At 62.9% G+C, this 17,809-nt stretch carries 12 protein-coding genes and 1 riboswitch; of the genes, 2 read left to right on the forward strand and 10 right to left on the reverse strand.

All coding sequences use genetic code 11. The features are described from left to right. Positions 1-9 precede the first annotated feature (9 nt). The 7 genes from CAG46_RS00580 to CAG46_RS00610 form a co-directional block, all read right to left on the reverse strand. Positions 10-528: a TIGR02281 family clan AA aspartic protease gene (locus tag CAG46_RS00580; RefSeq protein WP_025340840.1), complete on the reverse strand. Its 519-nt coding sequence runs from the start codon at positions 526-528 to the stop codon at positions 10-12. Next, complete coding sequence (locus CAG46_RS00585) at positions 525-1,511, reverse strand: esterase-like activity of phytase family protein (RefSeq protein ID WP_025340841.1); 987 nt, start codon at positions 1,509-1,511, stop codon at positions 525-527. The genes CAG46_RS00580 and CAG46_RS00585 overlap by 4 nt, the downstream gene beginning before the upstream one ends. Then, on the reverse strand, positions 1,508-3,412 hold the full coding sequence (gene parE / locus CAG46_RS00590) for a DNA topoisomerase IV subunit B (RefSeq protein WP_015272020.1): 1,905 nt from the start codon (positions 3,410-3,412) through the stop codon (positions 1,508-1,510). The genes CAG46_RS00585 and parE overlap by 4 nt, the downstream gene beginning before the upstream one ends. A gap of 35 nt (positions 3,413-3,447) precedes the next feature. Next, complete coding sequence (locus tag CAG46_RS00595; protein WP_025340842.1) at positions 3,448-4,056, reverse strand: YqiA/YcfP family alpha/beta fold hydrolase; 609 nt, start codon at positions 4,054-4,056, stop codon at positions 3,448-3,450. A 241-nt stretch (positions 4,057-4,297) separates the two neighbouring features. Continuing rightward, the gene (gene cpdA, locus CAG46_RS00600) at positions 4,298-5,098 is read right to left on the reverse strand and encodes a 3',5'-cyclic-AMP phosphodiesterase (RefSeq protein ID WP_085614744.1); all 801 of its coding nucleotides are present in this window, start codon (positions 5,096-5,098) and stop codon (positions 4,298-4,300) included. 85 nt (positions 5,099-5,183) lie between these two features. Next, positions 5,184-5,636 carry a DUF1249 domain-containing protein gene (locus CAG46_RS00605; RefSeq protein ID WP_016501905.1) on the reverse strand — a complete coding sequence of 151 codons (453 nt, stop codon included), beginning with the start codon at positions 5,634-5,636 and terminating at the stop codon, positions 5,184-5,186. Beyond that, positions 5,627-6,244, reverse strand: a complete 618-nt coding sequence (locus CAG46_RS00610) for an NUDIX domain-containing protein (RefSeq protein WP_085614742.1) — start codon at positions 6,242-6,244, stop codon at positions 5,627-5,629. Before CAG46_RS00610 ends, CAG46_RS00605 begins: the two co-directional genes overlap by 10 nt. Positions 6,245-6,429: 185 nt before the next feature. Here CAG46_RS00610 and CAG46_RS00615 point away from each other — a divergent pair, with 185 nt between their 5' ends. Continuing rightward, positions 6,430-7,176 (forward strand): RsiV family protein, encoded by a 747-nt coding sequence (locus tag CAG46_RS00615; protein ID WP_025340845.1) that lies wholly within the window; start codon positions 6,430-6,432, stop codon positions 7,174-7,176. Here CAG46_RS00615 and cytX read toward each other — a convergent pair. Next, positions 7,145-8,428, reverse strand: coding sequence for a putative hydroxymethylpyrimidine transporter CytX (gene cytX, locus CAG46_RS00620; protein ID WP_085614740.1), 1,284 nt, complete (start codon positions 8,426-8,428; stop codon positions 7,145-7,147). The two genes, CAG46_RS00615 and cytX, sit on opposite strands and share 32 nt — an antisense overlap. Before the next feature lie 165 nt (positions 8,429-8,593). Further along, positions 8,594-10,474, reverse strand: coding sequence for a phosphomethylpyrimidine synthase ThiC (gene thiC / locus CAG46_RS00625; protein WP_025340847.1), 1,881 nt, complete (start codon positions 10,472-10,474; stop codon positions 8,594-8,596). A 154-nt stretch (positions 10,475-10,628) separates the two neighbouring features. After that, positions 10,629-10,735, reverse strand: a riboswitch (TPP riboswitch). A gap of 160 nt (positions 10,736-10,895) precedes the next feature. Between thiC and CAG46_RS00630 the strand changes: the two genes are divergently transcribed. Then, on the forward strand, positions 10,896-12,332 hold the full coding sequence (locus CAG46_RS00630) for a TolC family outer membrane protein (protein ID WP_025340848.1): 1,437 nt from the start codon (positions 10,896-10,898) through the stop codon (positions 12,330-12,332). A 115-nt stretch (positions 12,333-12,447) separates the two neighbouring features. On the opposite strand, the gene CAG46_RS00635 is transcribed toward CAG46_RS00630, so the two are convergent. Further along, positions 12,448-17,802, reverse strand: coding sequence for a S8 family serine peptidase (locus tag CAG46_RS00635; RefSeq protein WP_256575038.1), 5,355 nt, complete (start codon positions 17,800-17,802; stop codon positions 12,448-12,450). Positions 17,803-17,809: the final 7 nt, after the last annotated feature.

Below are 17,809 nucleotides of genomic sequence, written 5' to 3' on the forward strand. Positions count from 1 at the left end.
CGGGCCTCGTCATTTCAGGTTCTGGCGCAGCAGCATGGTGCCGCCGCGCTGGGTAAATTCAAGTTGTTTCAGGGCACTCATGCCCAGCAATACGGTCTGCCCGTCCAGGCCCGGCACCACGATGGCGCGCACGTCCTGCAGGCGGATATCCCCCAGCTGCAGGCTGGCCAGGCGCGTGCGGTAGCCTTCGGTACGGCCGTTGGCGGTACTGAGCTGCACCGGGCTGCCACGCTCCAGGCCCAGCTCGCGGCCCAGCGCCTCGGGGATGGCCACGTCGGTGGCACCGGTGTCGAGCATGAAGTGCACCACCTGACCGTTGATCGCGCCATCCATCACGAAGTGGCCCTGGCCGTTGCCCAGCAGGCGCACCTCGATAAAGCCTTCCCCATGCGACGACTGTACCTGGGCATTGGGGTTGCGCTGGCTGTCTTCCCATTGGCCGAAGAAACGCGTGGCAAGGAACAGCGCCGCCGCCCAGGCGACGATCATCAATACCTTGCCAGCCCGCTTGCCCGGTGCCTGGCTCATGGCTTGGCGCTCCATCCGCCTTCCGGCGCATCGAAGCGCCAGACGATCGGGCGTGCCTCGCCATCGGCGCGGGCGCCGTTGTTGTTGTCCACACCGATCCAGGCGCCCTTGGCATCGATCACCAGGGCCTCGGCCAGGCCGAACGGCTGTTGATAGCGGCGCGACTCGACCAGGGCATCGGCAGCGAACGACCAGCAGCGCTCGACTTTGCCACTGTCGGTATCCCGACGGCAGACCCGGTAGGCGTTGCGTTCGAGGGTGAACAGCTTGCCTTCGAACCAGGCAAGGTCAGCGAAGTCGCGCGACAGTGCCTGGGCATTGGGCATCTGCGCCGGCTGCATTTCGACGCCAGCCTCGCTCAGCAGCACGCAACTGCGGCCGCAGGTCCACACCGATTGCTGGCGCTCGATGGCCACCAGGCCCCGCCGCTCGCGCTCGGCGGCCAGCCACAGGCGGTCGCCCGCCGGGTTGATCGCCAGGCCTTCGAACAAGGCGTTGAAGTTCAGCAGCATGCCGCTGGCACGGGCCTGACGAACCATGGCCGGGTCGATCTTCAACCAGTCCGCTTCGCCTTCCAGCGGCAGTTGCAGCACTGCGGCATGCGCCTCGCTGACCAGGTACAGGTTACCCGCCTGGTCACAGCTGATGCCTTCGAAATCCAGCTCGCCACCACGAATATACGACGCCGCCCAGTTGCGCGACTTCAGGCCCCACGGCAGGCCACTTTCCGGCACCGCTGGCGGGGTGAAGGTGAGCGGCTGCGCGCGCCAGGTCGGGTTTTGCTGGTCGAAGCGGTAGATACGGTCGTCGTCGCGGTCGGACACACCCCACAGCCCGCCCCGGCATTCCACCAGGCCAGACAGGTTGCCACCGCGCATGCCTTCGATCGGGTGCTCGGCGCTCAGCTTCAACTCTGGCCAGTTGCCCGCCAGGCTCGGCAGGGCAACCAGCGCCAGACAGGCAGCCAGAAGCCGCCGAATCAAACCATGACCTCGGCCAGGTTACCCTTGGTTTCCAGCCAGCTCTTGCGGTCACCCGCGCGCTTCTTGGCCAGCAGCTTGTCCATCAGCTCGCAGGTGGCCTGCACATCGTCCAGGGTCAGCTGCACCAGGCGCCGGGTGTTCGGGTCCATGGTGGTCTCGCGCAGCTGTGGCGGGTTCATCTCGCCCAGGCCCTTGAAGCGGGTGACCTGTGGCTTGCCGCGTTTCTTCTCGGCCACCAGGCGATCGAGGATACCGTCACGCTCGGCCTCGTCGAGGGCGTAGTAGATTTCCTTGCCCAGGTCGATGCGGTACAGCGGCGGCATGGCCACGTACACATGCCCGGCCTCGACCAGCGCGCGGAAGTGCTGGACGAACAGCGCGCACAGCAGCGTGGCGATGTGCAGGCCGTCGGAGTCGGCGTCGGCGAGGATGCAGATCTTGCCGTAGCGCAGCTGCGCTAGGTCGGTGGCCCCCGGGTCGACGCCAATGGCCACGGCGATGTTGTGCACTTCCTGGCTGGCCAGGACTTCGCCACCGTCCACTTCCCAGGTGTTGAGGATCTTGCCGCGCAGCGGCAGGATCGCCTGGAATTCCTTGTCGCGTGCCTGCTTGGCCGAGCCACCGGCCGAATCACCCTCGACCAGGAACAGTTCGGCGCGCATCGGATCCTGGCCGGCGCAATCGGCCAGCTTGCCGGGGAGTGCCGGACCCTGGGTGATGCGCTTGCGCTCGACCTTCTTGCTGGCCTTGAGGCGACGCCCGGCGTTGCTGATGGCCAGCTCCGCCAGTTGCATGCCCAGCTCGGGGTGGGCGTTGAGCCACAGGCTGAAGGCGTCCTTGACCACGCCGGAAACGAAGGCAGCCGCCTCGCGCGACGACAGGCGCTCCTTGGTCTGCCCGGAGAACTGCGGGTCCTGCATCTTCATCGACAGCACGAAGGTGATGCGTTCCCAGACGTCTTCCGGCGCCAGCTTCACGCCGCGCGGCAGCAGGTTGCGGAACTCGCAGAACTCGCGCATGGCATCCAGCAGGCCCTGGCGCAGGCCATTGACGTGGGTGCCGCCCTGGGCGGTAGGGATCAGGTTGACGTAGCTTTCCTGGATGCTGTCGCCGCCTTCTGGCAGCCACAGCAAGGCCCAGTCCACCGCCTCCTTGTTACCGGCCAGGCTGCCGCAGAACGGCTCGTCGGGCAGGCGCTGGAACTCGTTGACCGAGTCGACCAGGTAGGAGCGCAGGCCGTCCTCGTAGTGCCATTCGACCTTCTCGCCGCTGGCCTTGTCCTCGAAGCTGACCAGCAGGCCCGGGCACAGCACGGCCTTGGCCTTGAGCACGTGCTTGAGGCGGCTGATGGAGAACTTCGGCGAATCGAAGTACTTGGGGTCGGGGCTGAAGTACACGCTGGTACCGGTGTTGCGCTTGCCGACCGAGCCGACCACTTCCAGCTCGCTGGCCTTGAAGCCATCGGCGAAGGTCATCTGGTATTCGTTGCCGTCACGTTTGACGCGCACGCGCACCTGGGTCGACAGGGCGTTTACTACCGAGATGCCCACGCCGTGAAGGCCACCGGAGAACTGGTAGTTCTTGTTGGAGAACTTGCCGCCGGCGTGCAGTTTGGTGAGGATCAGCTCGACCCCGGAAACGCCCTCTTCCGGGTGGATGTCCACCGGCATGCCGCGGCCATCGTCGCTGACTTCCAGCGAGTGGTCGGCATGGAGGATGACCTGCACCGAACGGGCGTGACCGGCCAGGGCTTCGTCGACACTGTTGTCGATGACTTCCTGGGCCAGGTGGTTGGGGCGGCTGGTATCGGTGTACATGCCCGGCCGCTTGCGGACCGGGTCAAGGCCCGAGAGGACTTCGATGGCGTCTGCGTTATAGGCGCTAGCGCTGGGAGTGGCCATAGGGTCTCGTCGTCAGTCTGGTGAATGCAAAAAAGTCAAAATACAGAAAAATCGAGCGCTGCGTACTGCCCACGGGCAATGCCGGCGAAGGCCAGCAGTGCCGGCAGGCGCTCGGCGAAGCCCTGGAAGCTGTGGTCGCCACCGGCCTGGATACGCAGGGCACAAGCACGGTAATAGCGCTCGGCGTGGCGATAGTCCAGGGTTTCATCGGCGGTCTGCAGCCACACTTGATAGCGGCTGGCGTCCACCGGCGCTGGTACTTCCAGCTCGGCCAGGGCCTGCACATGATCGTGGGTCAGCTCCCAGGCTTCACCGGTGTAGTGATTGTGCTGGGTGCCCAGGTAGCCGTCGAAATGCTTGTGCGGTGTTACCGCCGGGTTCACCAGCAGGGCCTTGAGGCCGTGGCGCTCGGCCAGACAGGTGGCATAGTAGCCGCCGAGCGAACTGCCCACCAGCAGTGGCGCGCCCAGCTCGGCGATGGCCGCTTCGAGCTGGGCGATGGCCTGCCGTGGGTGGTGGTGCAAAGCGGGCACCCGCAGTTGGGCCGACAGGCCCAGTTGCTGCATCACGGCCTCGAGTTGGCGCGCCTTGGTCGAAAGTGGCGAGCTGTTGAAGCCATGGATATAGAGGATGGAACCCGACATGCTGCCCCCGGAATCTGTGGCTTCGCGCCCGGTGATATGGGCGCAGGGACGCGCAGTGTAGCGCGTTCGCCGGGTTTTGGCGCCGCACAGGGGTTTTAGCAACAAATTCTTCAACAGCTTTGAGAGTGCCGGGGGCGCTTTGCGCCCCTATCGCGACACAAGGCCGCTCCCACAGGGATACGCGATCTCCTGTGGGAGCGGCCTTGTGTCGCGATAGGGGTGCGCAGCAGCCCCAAAATCCTCAATAACCAGGGCTATCGAAGTCGAGCTTCACTTCGAAGTCCAGTGCCCGCTCCACCCCGGTCTCCAACCGCCCGTCGGCGTGCAGGCGCAGCCAGCGGTATCCAGGCTGCTCCTCGCTCACTTGAAAATCCTCGCTACGCGCCGCGAACTGGATACAGGTCGACGGAGTGGCCAGCAGGCGCAGGCCGCCACGCACTTCATCCCATTCCTGGTGCACATGCCCCCACAGCAGCGCCCGCACCTGTGGATAACCCTCGACGATATCGAACAGCGCCTGGGCGTTGCGCAAGCCGATCGGCGCAATCCAGGCACAGCCGATATCCACCGGCTGATGGTGGAAGCACACCAGGCAATGCCGTTCGCGCGCCCCTTTCAAGGCTGCGTCCAGTACCGCCAACTGGTCATCCGCCAAAAAACCATGCGTCGCCCCGGGTACGGCCGTGTTGAGCATGACGATGCGCCACGCACCGATATCGGTCACCGCCTGTACCAGCTTCGGCGCCACTTGCGCCATGACTTGGGCCTCGTCATGGTTGCCAGGCAACCAGCGGGTGGGCACGGCAAACGGTGCGGTCAGCTCACGGAATGCTTCATAGGACGCCACGCTGGCGTCCTGGGACAGGTCGCCAGTGCACAGCAGCAGGTCGACAAGCGGTTGCTCCCGCCGCACCTGGGCCACTACATGGCGCAGGCTGTCACGGGTATTGAGGCCCAGCATGCTGCCGGCCGGGTCGGCGAACAGGTGGGCATCGGTCAGTTGCACCACATGCACGGGGCGCGATTGGTCTGGCTGCGGCAACGGCCGTCTCCTCGAACGGATTCAGCGCGAATTATGGCTGCACAAAGGGTGCGAGCAAACACCCACGAACGACCTGCGTCACACTTCAGCGAACGCTCGCCAGTTCGTGACCACAAGCCAGGCAGTGGCTCAGCCATTCACCGAGGAACAGGTTGAGCTGGGCCTTTTCGTCCGGCTGGTGCATGGCCTCGTTCGGATACGGGTAGATGCTGCGCAGGCGCCGGGTGTGTTCGGCACTGACCACTTCGGCCATGCGCGCATCGTGGTACACCTGCACTTCCAGGTGCGGCACCGGCAACCATGGCAGGCTGTGCTCCTGGCGCACGTGCAGGGTGGTGGTGTACGGGCAGGCCAGCACCACGTCGAGTACCAGCACGCCGAGCATCTGGTCGCCCTGGGTCATGCCGATGCGGCGCGAGCTCTGGGTGGTGCGCATGTCGGGCAACAGGCGCATCAGCCGGGCGTAGTTGGCCTCGCAGGCTGCCTGCAGCCCGACCAGGTCGACCCGATAACGCTCGCGCAGCAGGTTCACTTCCACATACCTCGTACTTCATCACGGTTCAGCGCCAGCCATTGCAGGCCGATGATGGTCGCCGCATTGCAGATGCGCCCGTCGCGCACCGCCTGCATGGCATCCTCGAACGACCACACGCGCACGCGAATGTCCTCGCCCTCTTCTTCCAGGCCATGCAGGCCGCCCGCCCCTTCGCTGCTGCAACGGCCGAGGAACAGGTGAACGTATTCGTCACTGCCGCCGGGCGACGGGAAGTAACGGGTCATCGGCCACAGGGCGCTGAAGGTCAGGCCGGCTTCTTCTTCGGCTTCGCGGTGGGCGACTTCCTCGGGTTGCTCGTCCTTGTCGATCAGCCCGGCCACCATCTCGATCAGCCAGGGGTTGTCGACCTTGTCCAGTGCACCGACGCGGAACTGCTCGATCAGCACCACTTCATCGCGCAACGGGTCGTACGGCAGCACGCACACCGCATCATGGCGCACGAACAGTTCGCGGCTGATCTCGCGGCCCATGCCCCCGGCAAACAACTCGTGGCGCAGGCGTAGCTTGTCGAGCTTGTAAAAGCCCTGGAAGCAGTTGGCCCGCTCGATGATTTCGAAGCCCTTGGGCACTGAGTTCAACGCGTCTGACATGGAAATCCTCATTACCTCGAATACCGCATCGCGCCATCCTACTCTGCACGCCTGCCGGTTTCATCCCTTTCCGGCAACCGTTCGCGCACTCGGGACAGCGCGCCTTCTCTCTGTTAGCTTAGTGGCGAACTGAAGGCCGCGCAGACGGTCAAAGGCCGACTTTTCCCTGTTCTGCAAGGATCCTCATGACACTTGTCAAACTGACTTCCGTGGCTGTGCTGGCCCTGGCCCTGGGTGCCTGCCAAAGCCTGTTCACGCCCAACTACCGGGCGCCGCTCGAGGTCAAGCGTGATGCCTGGGAGCATGTCAAACCCGGCTGCAGCGAAAGCGACTGCCCGCTGGTGAACATCGACATGATCCACTTCCCGGCCTTGCCCAAACTCGATGGCATCGTCGAGAAACGCCTGCTGCAACTGACCGAAGACAACCAGCGCGGCAACGCACCGACCAGCCTGCAAGCCTACGAGCAGCAGTACCTGGCCAGTGCCGACAAGCGCAACAGCAGCTACCTGCAGGCCAAGGTACGCGAGCAGCATGACGGACTGGTGATCATCGAACTGTCCAGCTACCTGGACAGCGGCGGCGCCCATGGCATGCCCGGGCGTGGTTTCATCAACTATTCGCGCAAGCTGGACAAGGTGCTGACCCTGCAGGACATGCTGGTGCCTGGCCAGGAAGACACCTTCTGGAAAACCGTCGAGGAGTCGCACCGCGCCTGGCTGATCAGCGTAGGCATGGACAAGGACGCCGAGTTCATCAAGACCTGGCCGTTCAAGCAGTCGCCGCACGTCGCCCTGACGTACGGCGCGGTGGTGGTCAAGTACGAGGTCTATTCCATCGCGCCCTACTCCATGGGCCACGTGGAGTTGAAGATCCCGTACCCACGCCTGAATGGCGTGCTCAAGCCCGAGCTGTTTCCCGGCCGCGGCTGAAGCTCAGCAGCCCGTGCAGTAGCCCTGCCAGCAGCAATGCCGGCAGGGTCGCACCCAGGTCGGGCGCTTGCGCGGCGATCAGATGGTACGCGGCAACGCCCACCGCCCAGGCCAGCAGTGCCTGCCAGTGCAAGCCATGCACCTGTGCCGGCAAGCGGCGGCGACGGATCACGTAATGGTCCATCAATACCACACCGAACAACGGTGCAAACACCGAGCCGATCAGCAGCAGGAAGTTCTCGTACTGTGCCAGTGGCGCCAGCAAGGCGATCAGCGTGCACAGCACGCCAATGGCCAGCGCCAGGTGCTCGACCTTCAGGCGCACCAGCACACCGGTGGAAACGGCTGCCGAGTGAATGTCGGCAAAAGCCTTTTCCGACTCGTCCAGCAGAATCAGCAGCAGTGGAATGCCCATGCCGGCGCCCGCCAGGGCCAGCAGCAGGGCGTTGGCTTCGCCATTGCCGGCGAAGGCCAAGGTGTAGCCCACGCCCAGGCTCATCAGCCAGGTGTTGCCGATGAAGTAGCCCACCACCGTACCGCCGAATACATGTTTGCCGTTACGGGCAAAACGCGAGTAGTCGGCGATCAGCGGCAACCAGGACAGCGGCATGGCGATGGCGATGTCGAAGCCCACGGCCAGCGACATCGAACCGTCACCGGCACGGTCCCACAGTGCCGCCAGGTCGGCCTTGGCGAACAGGTTCCAGGTCAGCCACAGGCAAGCGCCCAGCAGCAGCCAGATGCCCCAGGTGCGCAGCACCTTGCGCACGAACGCCAGCGGGCCACCGACCGCGAGCAGGGTGGCCAGGGCGCCGAAGCACAGGGTCCAGAGCATAGGGCTGTTCCAGGCGCTGGCTTCGCCGAACGCCCGCGCGCCCAGCAGGCTGGCGGCATCGCGCATGACGATGATCTCGAACGCGCCCCAGCCCACCAGTTGCAGCAGGTTGAGCATCGCCGGCAAACGCGCGCCATGGCCACCCAGGCTCAGTTTCAGGGTGCCCATGGCCGACAGGCCGGTATCGCTGCCGATGACACCGGCAGCCCCCAGCAGCAGCACACCCACACCGGTGCCCAGGGCGATAGCCAGCACCGCGCCGGCAAGGCCCAGGCCAGGGGCCAGCATGGCGCCGACCTGCAGCACCATCAGGCCGATGCCGAGGGAGAACCATAGCGAGAACAGGTCGCGCGCGCCGAAGATGCGCTGGACGGTGGGGACCGGGTGGTCGGGGGAGAATTGGCTGGGTGATGTCATGGTTGGCGCTCGCCGGCAATGTTGTTGGTGTTCCTGGCGAGGACTGCGTCCTCGTATCGCGACACAAGGCCGCTCCCACAAAAACCGCGCTGGCCTCAAGCCTTGCGCGGTCCCTGTGGGAGCGGCCTTGCGTCGCGAAAGGGCCGCAAAGCGGCCCCAGCGGTCTTAGACTTTGTGATACAGCTGGCTGCCTTCCTGGCGGAACCGCTCGGCCTGCTCACGCATGCCTTGCTCGACCGTCACATCCACGGTTTCGATCTTGGCGGCGTATTCACGCACTTCCTGGGTGATCTTCATCGAGCAGAACTTCGGCCCGCACATCGAGCAGAAGTGCGCGACCTTGGCCGATTCCTTTGGCAGGGTCTCGTCGTGGTAGGCACGGGCAGTGTCCGGGTCCAGGCCGAGGTTGAACTGGTCTTCCCAACGGAACTCGAAGCGTGCCTTGGACAAGGCGTTGTCACGAATCTGCGCACCTGGGTGGCCCTTGGCAAGGTCGGCGGCATGAGCGGCGATCTTGTAGGTGATGATGCCGGTCTTCACATCATCCTTGTTCGGCAGGCCCAGGTGCTCCTTGGGCGTGACGTAGCAGAGCATGGCGCAACCGAACCAGCCGATCATCGCCGCACCAATGCCCGAGGTGATGTGGTCGTAGCCAGGAGCGATATCGGTGGTCAGCGGGCCGAGGGTGTAGAACGGCGCCTCGTCGCAGCACTCCAGCTGCTTGTCCATGTTCTCCTTGATCAGCTGCATCGGCACGTGGCCGGGGCCTTCGATCATGCACTGCACGTCGTGCTTCCAGGCGATCTTGGTCAGCTCGCCAAGGGTTTCCAGCTCACCGAACTGCGCGGCATCGTTGGCGTCGGCAATCGAGCCGGGGCGCAGGCCGTCGCCCAGCGAGAAGCTGACGTCGTAGGCCTTCATGATTTCGCAGATTTCGTCGAAGTGGGTGTACAGGAAGTTTTCCTTGTGGTGCGCCAGGCACCACTTGGCCATGATCGAGCCACCACGGCTGACGATGCCGGTGACGCGCTTGGCGGTCAGCGGCACATAGCGCAGCAACACACCGGCGTGGATGGTGAAGTAGTCCACGCCCTGCTCGGCCTGCTCGATCAGGGTGTCGCGGAACAGCTCCCAGGTCAGGTCTTCGGCCACGCCGTTGACCTTTTCCAGGGCCTGGTAGATCGGCACGGTACCAATCGGCACCGGCGAGTTGCGGATGATCCACTCACGGGTTTCGTGAATGTGCTTGCCGGTGGACAGGTCCATGACCGTGTCCGAACCCCAGCGGATGCCCCAGGTCAACTTGGCCACTTCTTCCTCGATCGAGGAACCCAGGGCGCTGTTGCCAATGTTGCCGTTGATCTTCACCAGGAAGTTGCGACCGATGATCATCGGCTCCACTTCCGGGTGGTTGATGTTGGCAGGGATGATCGCGCGGCCACGGGCGATTTCCTGGCGAACGAACTCGGGGGTGATTTCTTTCGGGATGTTGGCCCCGAAGCTGTGGCCGGCGTGCTGCTCGTCGAGCAGGCCGGCGGCGCGTGCCTCTTGCAGCTTCATGTTTTCGCGGATGGCAACGTATTCCATCTCGGCGGTGATGATGCCCTGGCGGGCATAGTGCATCTGCGAGACGTTGGCGCCCGCCTTGGCACGGCGCGGGTTGCGAACGTGGGCGAAACGCAGCTTGGCCAGTTCGGCATCGTTCAGGCGCTGCTGGCCGAAGTCGGAGCTCAGGCCGGCCAGGCGCTCGGTGTCACCGCGTGCCTCGATCCACGCCGAACGCACGTCGGCCAGGCCCTTGCGCACGTCGATGACAACGTTGGGGTCGGTGTACGGGCCGGAAGTATCGTAGACCAGCACCGGGGCATTGGACTCGCCACCGAAATCGGTCGGGGTGTCGTCCAGGCTGATTTCACGCATGGGCACACGGATGTCCGGGCGCGAGCCTTCGACATACACCTTGCGCGAACGCGGGAACGGTTGCACGGACTGCTGATCGACTTGCGCCGATTCGCTGAGGTTGATCGCTTTTTCTTGTTTGGTCATCACAGGCTCTCCAGACGGCTTCCTAGCAGTGGAATGTCGGGGTGAACCTGAAAGGCGCGGACGCACCCTTGATGGGTGCAGTGCCGGATATGGGGGTGCCTGAAGCTGCATGCAGCTGCGACATTCCCGGACCTGGCACAAGAGGCTCCCCGGGAAGGCGAGCAATCTTGTTCCCTACGCAGGCGCTAACCTGATCAGGTTCAACGGGATCCGCAACTTTGCGATCTCAGCCTTTGCTTCAAGGCACCCCGACAAGAACATGCGCAGTCTAGACTGGAGTGGTCGGCAAAGCCAAGCAGGTAAATGCGCGGATGATGAAAGGCACCCCGAGCGATTGTTGCCGGGTGCGCATGGCACTACACTGGCCCATCGCTCGATACTCAACAGTTCAGTAATTCAATTTCGTACAAGGATTGCCTCTATGCTGCGCAAACTCTCACTGGCAATAGCCGTGTCTTGTGCGTCCAACGGAGTGGTCTGGGCAGCGGACGTGCCCACTACAGTGAAAACCGACCTGGTCAGCGTCTATCAGGAAGCGGTCGACAACAACGCTGACCTGGCTGCGGCCCGCGCCGATTACGGCGCCCGCCGTGAAGTGGTACCGCAGGCTCGCGCCGGGTTGCTGCCCAACCTTTCGGCCGGTGCCGAAATGCTGAACACCCGCACCAAGCTGGACGAACCATCGGCCACCAGCAACCGCAGCGGCAATACCTGGAGCGCGACCCTGGCGCAGCCTATCTTCCGCGCTGACCGCTGGTTCCAGTTGCAGGCGGCCGAGGCGGTCAACGAACAGGCAGCGCTGGAGCTGTCGGCGACCGAACAGAACCTGATCCTGCAAACCGCGCAGAATTACTTCGCCGTGCTCCGTGCCCAGGACAACCTGGCTGCGACCAAGGCCGAGGAAGCTGCCTTCAAGCGCCAGCTGGACCAGTCCAACGAACGATTCGACGTCGGCCTCTCCGACAAGACCGACGTGCTGCAATCCCAGGCCAGCTACGACACGGCGCGGGCCAACCGGATCATTGCCGAGCGCCAGGTACAGGATGCCTTCGAGGCCCTGGTGACCCTGACCAACCGGGAATACACGTCGATTCAAGGCGTGGTCCATACCTTGCCGGTGCAGGTCCCTACGCCCAACGACGCCAAGGCCTGGGTCGAAACCGCCGGGCGCCAGAACCTCAACCTGCTGGCCACCAACCACGCGGTCGTCGCTGCCGAGGAAACGCTGCGCCAGCGCAAGGCCGGCCACGCGCCGACCCTGGACGCAGTTGCCAAGTACCAGAAGGGTGACAACGACAACTTCGGTTTCACCAACCCCGCACCGGCCCCCGTTTCGCGCTATAGCGGCGACGTCGAGCAGACCAGCATCGGCCTGCAGTTGAACATCCCGATCTACAGCGGCGGCCTGACCAGTTCGCAGGTGCGCGAGGCCTACCAGCGCCTGAGCCAGAGCGAGCAGCAGCGTGAAAGCCTGCGCCGCCAGGTGGTGGAAAACACCCGCAACCTGCACCGCGCGGTAAACACCGACGTGGAACAGGTGCAGGCGCGCAAGCAGTCGATCATCTCCAACCAGAGCGCGCTGGAAGCCACCGAGATCGGCTACCAGGTGGGTACCCGCAATATCGTCGACGTGCTTGACGCCCAGCGTCAGCTGTACACCTCGGTGCGCGACTACAACAACAGCCGCTATGACTACATCCTCGACAACCTGAGCCTGAAGCAGGCAGCCGGCACCTTGAGCCCGCAGGACCTGCAGGACCTCAAGCGGTACCTGAAGCCAGACTACAACCCGGACAAGGACTTCCTGCCACCGGACCTGGCGGCTGCAGCGGCGAAGAACTTCGAGCGCAGGCCTTGAGATAGGTGTTGGATCAGTCGCGGGCAAGCCCGCTCCCACCGCGGGGTAACCTGGGGGAGTTGGCGTGCCGGCGATAGGGCCATCAAATATCACTCCAGCCGCTACAGGACAGCGACTAGGCCGCTACGGCAATCGTCGAGTCGATGCGTTGAACCGACATATCCCCGATCAGCGCAGAGCCAGCCGGCTCAGGGGCGAACGCAGCCATTGCATCAACAAGATTTCCCAGGCTCGGCAGCGAGTGCTCGACAGCAAACAGAGATGCCCCCGCTGAAAGGGCCAAGGCCTCAGGCATGGCAACCATTTCAGAGGTGACTATTGCCGGCTGCGCAAAGATGAAGTCCTCCGCTGTCACTTGCGCAACTTCGAGCGCATCCAGGTACAGTATATTCACGATACCTTCCTGCCCCGGCACTGCCTGGGTATCAACGGCCACACCATGAATCTGTGCAAAGTCATTTAGCATGAAGCGCTCGACTTTGCTGACCTGCAGATCCTCGAAGCGACTGATGCCTACCTGGCTGAGGTCAATCTTGTCGATACCGTGCCGGAACCCCCGCAGGGTGTTCTTGTAATCGCTCACACCTTCTTGTTTTGTCACCAGGAACACGCTGGGCGCAACCGTTGGCGGGGCATAGATCGTGCCTGTCAGAGAAGCCACCAACTGCCCCGATTCGTCGCTGGCAAGCGACACGCCATCTGCACCACCGGTAAGCAGAACATTCGCGTTGGCAGGCGGCGACGTCTGCACTTCAGGGTTGCCCTCGAAGTAACCTGGCGCAGCAGTGAATGCGTCAAGGAAGCGAAAGTTCGCTGGCTGCAGTTCGGCGATCGGTTTGTCCGCAAGCGTGAGCTTCTGCCCATCGCCAAGGTCTAGCACAGCCGCATTGCCGTCCTGTCGCATCTGCAGGTCAGCAAACCCTAAACCACCAAAACCGACCAGATCGATCACTTCACGCGAAGTTTCGAAGTGCTCGAGTACATCGTTTCCGGCTGCACGCCTGTGGATAACATAGCGGTCAGTACCCTCCCCGCCCTTGAGCAGGTTGTATCCACGGCCACCATCCAGTAATGCCCCGGCGGGCCCAGCGATCAAGGTATCGTCGCCGTCGCCACTGATGAGGTTCTGCACCGAACCAGAGGCTATGGTCAGCGCCACTCCGGCGATATTGGCACTGCCACTGGCCAAATCCACCGAAATACTGCGACTTACCGCAGCCGCATTCAACGTATTACGCCCGCCAGCGGTGCCGCTGATTGCGTCGTCAAGCAGCGCTCGCCCGGCGTTTTCTGCCACCAGGTTCGCATAGTCATCGGTGAAGTAATAAGTATCATCGATGGTGCCGGGGCTGCCAACGAGGCGCAACGTCCAGCGATCGAGTGTCAACGGCAAACCAGCATCGGCATTGCGCACCTCGAGTTTCCACTCCCCTGCTGAGCGCTCTGCGCGATGATGGGTCGACATGAACCCATATTTGAACGCTCCTGAGCGCGAATCGCCCAGATCGTCATCACCGGAGCCCGGTGCCTTGCCCGTGCGATCGAGCAGCACGCTCCTCGTGCCGCCAGGCGACACCAGCGTGAGCGTCATGTCACCCAGACGGCCCACCATCGAATGGATATCGACCTCCACATGCTCCACCAGCACATCAGCCGGCAGGGTCAAGGACAAAGTCGCGACCTGCCCCGCCGCAACTTGGTGGGCAAGCGGCTCACTGGCAGCGGTCAGCACCCGTTCATTGGCCTTGGTCGCCTGGCTACCCCATGACTCGGCAAGACGCACAGCCGCACGGGCGTCGACCATACCAAAACCGTAGTCGTGACTGGTGTGCATGCCACCGCCATTCCAGTTGCGCCCTGCGTTGTAGGCCCATTGGGTGGATGCGTCATCCACCTTGCGCGCAGACAGTGCGAGGATCTGCTGGACGTCCCGATAACCGAGCCCCGGATTGGCCTGCAGCATCAACGCCACCACGCCTGATACAATCGGCGCAGCGAAACTGGTGCCCTGGGTCGTGCTATAGGCGCTGCCCACCGATGCACCGCGCTCCGCTTCAAGGCTGACGCCAGTGGACAACACATGGCTTCCTGGTGCAGCGACCAGCAAGCTGGAACCTGGGTTGGAAAAGGGTGCAGTGGCAGCTTGCAGCACCGAGAGGTCTGCCTTTGCATTGATCGCCGCTACTTCGATGGCGTGGCGGTTGTTGTTGGTCAGCGAGCCCTGGGCACTACCACCTTTGTCGCGCTGGTTGCCGCCAGAGGCGACGACGATGGTGCCAAGCCCGCCACGACCATTGGTGGCCGCAAGCGTAGTACTGAAAGCGAGCGCCAGAGCGGTATCGACCTTGCCTTCCGGAACATTCCCCAATGCGAAGTCCTTTTTGAACCCCCAACTGTTGTTGGCAATGTCGTAGTTGACCATTTGCCCCAGGTTGGTCAGGTCGTCGCCTTTGTTGGCCAGGTAGTGCCCGCCGATCTTCGCATCGTATGCAATGCCGATTCCCCCTTGATCATTGCGCGCTCCAACCATGACACCCGCCACTTGGGTGGCATGATTGGACGCCAGGGCAGCCAGCGTGCCATTGGTACGTTGGGTTTGCAGCCAGATTGGGTCGATATTCGGCTTGAGATCGGGGTGCTCGATATCGAAGATTTCCGGCGCGACGGCAAATTCACCGCCAGGCTCGAACTGCCCGATCCTCACGCCCTTGCCCGTGAAGTCACGCCATACTGGCGCGACATCGATCTCGTCCAGATACCACTGCCGCCCAGAGAGCGGGTCACCAGGCGATTGCTCATGGCGCAACGTTACCGTCGCGTGCAAGGGTGCCGATGCACCGCTGCCCACCTCGGTAACACTCATGGAGGCGTTGCCGGCCGCATCGACCAGGTCGTAGCGGAAACTGACATCACCGTCATGGCCAGGCAACGGCGTGACCTCCACATCACCCTGCTCGTTCAGCCGCACTGTAGCGCCCTTGCCAGCACTGACCGACGCGATGCGCAACGGCCCACTGCTGTTGAATGGCTGGTCGTTGGCCAGCAGCGCCGTCGCAGGGACTATCAGCGCGGTGTCAGTGGTGGTGAAGGTAGCCAGTTGCTCAGGCGACAGCCTGTCGCCGATTGGCATGGCGCCCGCGCCGAGAAGATCGATAGCGGCAATATCGGCGAAGCTGAGCTTCTGGATGTTGCTCAGGGTCAGGCGGCCGTCTCGCCCCGCCACGGTGTCGGTGATCTGGTGACCCGATTCGGTACGCGTGATCAGGTACTCGTCGTGTGCACCATGCAAGCTGACCAAGTTGGTTCCCGCGCCTCCATCGATCGTGGCATCGCCCCGACCGGCTTCGATCACGTCATCGGCCGCCCCACCCGTAATCCGATCCGCCCCACCACCAGCGTAAATAATGCTGCCGCCCGCCGAGGCCTGGATGCGATCCCCATTTGGACCTGCGTAGATAACGGACTTGCCGGTACCACCAATGATGTCGTTGCGGCCGCTGCCACCGACGAGCACATCGTCGCCACCACCACCGATCAGCAAGCTATCGCCCGAGCCGCCCTTGATGAAAACTCCGCGTTGACCGCCGCTGGCGATGATGTCCCTACCCCGCCCTCCTTGCGCGATGGTCAACCCGGCCTTGGCCATGTTCAGCCCAACGCCCTGCTCCCCCACGATCAGCGCCGTGTCACGCCCGCCATTGCCGTGCATGTTCGCCCAGTCGTCACTGGCACTGATCACGAATACATCATCGCCCGCCCCGCCGTGATAGGTATTGCTGCCAGCGCCGCCGACCAGCCAGCTGCCGACCGGGGCTGCGGTCAAGACATCATCGCCTGCGGCGCCGTACAGCGTGTCCACGCCGAGCGCGGCGGCGTCCAGAGTGCTGCCTTGAGGACTCTGGCTGATGTAAGCCCGCCGGGAAGTGGGCCCGCTTGATGAAGTCAGTACCGTACCATCCCCCTGGGCCTCGATCCGATTGCCGACGGTATCGGCGAGGAACCTCACCGCCAGTACTTCCCGGTCCTCGCCATTGACGGTGAATGCACTGCGGGAGATGACCTGGTTACCCTGACGTGCCTCTCCCACCGGTTCGACCTGACCTAGCTTGATTTGGCTGATGCCATGTTCCTGCAATGCCTTCAATTCTCCGGCATCGGCACGCCCGTCGTGGTTGCCATCGACCCACACCTTCAATTGTGCCCAGACAGCATCTTCAACGTTGATAGCGCCATCGGCGTTGGCGTCCACGCTTGCCAGGGCGGTGAAGCCATCTTTGAACGGTGTTTCGCCGGAGTTGCCATCGCTACCGGCTTTGCCTCCGTAGTATTCGGAAAACAGTTGGCTGATGTTGCTCACCTGCCCGGTGCCGTTGTCATGTACCAGCATGCCGGTCACACGATCTGCCCAGCCTGTACGACGTAACGTACCGCTGTTATCGACATCGAACAGCACGCCGTCCTCGATACCGGCCAAGCCCACACCTTGCCCGCTCAGATCGAGTAACAGAGGATCGACGAAGGTGTTCACGGTAGTCATCGCCGCCAGCCCGTTGAGCACCACTGCGTTACGCAGGCTGAAGTCCGGCTGTTCGCTACCCTCCCGATAGAACTGGGCCAGATGCTGGTTCGGCCGCACGTTGGGGTCGAGCTGGATCTCGCCAGGGCGGATACCACCGGTGGCCAGGCTGCCCAACTGGGCGGAGGTGAAGTCGGTGTTGTCGAGGGTGCTGTCGGTGAAAGCGATGCTGTGGGTCAGGCGGCGGTTGACGTAGCCGCTGGAGACGTCGTTGCGGATGTCGTCTTGGCCTTGCAGGTCGCGACGGGATTCGGTTGCGGGGGTAATTTCGATTTTAAGGGATGGGTTTGTTGCGTCTGTTTCATTCGCATCTATAAAGTCGGATACTAGTCCGACAATACCGGTCCCTGTGGCCTCAGCAGCAGAATAAATAATCGATGCCAAGCCACTGAGTGAGTCAATGCGTTCTAGCCAGTACTTTGCCATAGGGCGTAAGTGTTGCGGAGCAATCGCCGAGGCTGTGGACAATTTCCTATCGGTTTCGATCGATAGCCAAACCTCGCCAGCGGGACTACCAGCCGAGTCAAGCACGCTTCTCCAGTATGTTTCACGATCGCTTGGCACCATCAACTCGAATACAGAATTCAGCGTCCAGGCATCTCGGGATCTGCCCAATTTCTCAAATACTTCATTGTGAAACCCCCAAACTTCCTTATGATCCAACGTGACACCAATCGAGTCACTCTTGACTTTATCTTCAAGCAAGCCCAAATAGGCTTTTGCCATCTCCACTCGCACAAGCTGAACGTCCCGTTCATCCATTACGCGTCCGGCATCACGCTCAGTGCGTTTCATAAACTCTAGCGCGGCAAGCCCAGCAATGGAGTTACCCTTAGCAACTCCATTGGCGAGCAGCGCGTATTTATCTCCCCTGCCTGCCAAGTAGTCATACATACCACCA

It is taken from the genome of Pseudomonas sp. B23(2017), assembly GCF_002113725.1.
Lineage (GTDB): Bacteria > Pseudomonadota > Gammaproteobacteria > Pseudomonadales > Pseudomonadaceae > Aquipseudomonas > Aquipseudomonas putida_Z.

Bases quoted from the DNA above. Each gene is read 5' to 3' on its own strand.
- CAG46_RS00630 (WP_025340848.1), top strand. From the start codon at position 10,896: ATGCTGCGCAAACTCTCACTGGCAATAGCCGTGTCTTGTGCGTCCAAC.
- thiC (WP_025340847.1), bottom strand. From the start codon at position 10,474: ATGACCAAACAAGAAAAAGCGATCAACCTCAGCGAATCGGCGCAAGTC.
- parE (WP_015272020.1), bottom strand. From the start codon at position 3,412: ATGGCCACTCCCAGCGCTAGCGCCTATAACGCAGACGCCATCGAAGTC.
- CAG46_RS00635 (WP_256575038.1), bottom strand. From the start codon at position 17,802: ATGTATGACTACTTGGCAGGCAGGGGAGATAAATACGCGCTGCTCGCC.
- CAG46_RS00610 (WP_085614742.1), bottom strand. From the start codon at position 6,244: ATGTCAGACGCGTTGAACTCAGTGCCCAAGGGCTTCGAAATCATCGAG.
- CAG46_RS00595 (WP_025340842.1), bottom strand. From the start codon at position 4,056: ATGTCGGGTTCCATCCTCTATATCCATGGCTTCAACAGCTCGCCACTT.
- CAG46_RS00615 (WP_025340845.1), top strand. From the start codon at position 6,430: ATGACACTTGTCAAACTGACTTCCGTGGCTGTGCTGGCCCTGGCCCTG.
- cytX (WP_085614740.1), bottom strand. From the start codon at position 8,428: ATGACATCACCCAGCCAATTCTCCCCCGACCACCCGGTCCCCACCGTC.
- CAG46_RS00580 (WP_025340840.1), bottom strand. From the start codon at position 528: ATGAGCCAGGCACCGGGCAAGCGGGCTGGCAAGGTATTGATGATCGTC.